1 protein-coding gene is annotated in these 679 nt (G+C 35.9%); it reads right to left on the reverse strand.

Annotated elements, in window-relative coordinates; genetic code table 11:
* Positions 1-118: 118 nt before the first annotated feature.
* Positions 119-529, reverse strand: a complete 411-nt coding sequence (locus AC4PRO_RS18200) for a hypothetical protein (RefSeq protein ID WP_492118403.1) — start codon at positions 527-529, stop codon at positions 119-121.
* Between the last annotated feature and the right edge of the window lie 150 nt (positions 530-679).

Below are 679 nucleotides of genomic sequence, written 5' to 3' on the forward strand. Positions count from 1 at the left end.
CGAGCCATCGGGGTTGTGTTTACTTTGCGGGCACGAGCGAGACGCTCGCGCTAGCACACGCTTAAGCCAGCGGGGGGAAATAATGACCAAACACTTTTAGAGATAGATGTGAATTGATTTATAATGTGGGCACGAGCGGGACGCTCGCGCTAGCGGGGTAAACTTCTAATAATTCTTTACCTCTAAATTTATCAATGTAATTTTTATAATGTTCTGGAGTAATAAACTCTTCTTCTTTTTTTGATTCAGGGCTGATTTTACCAAAACCAACGACATTATGGCTTGAAAATTTCCATTTTAATAATCCGTCTGTATCATAACAAAATAAGTCACTCGGATTGTTATCACATCTATTTTTCCATATTTGATGAGTTTCTATTTTATTCCAATCTAAATTATCTTCAGAAGGAGAGGTATTAAACCAAATAGAAATTTCAGAATTCATTACTTTATCAATTTTCGTTTCCGAAGGAAACGAAATCAGTTGATTACCAATATTTATTTTGTTATTTTTAACTAAATGATACATCTTAAAAAAAGTTATTTTAAATAATCTGAAACATTCCCCATCGGCTTTATTTTAGATTGTTGCTTTACTGTGTGGGTACGGAATACAATTCCGCACTATCGTTGAGTGGACATATCCGAGCCGAGCCATCGGGGTTGTGTTTACTTTGCG

It is taken from the genome of Flavobacterium sp. DW-iso2 (assembly GCF_058725285.1).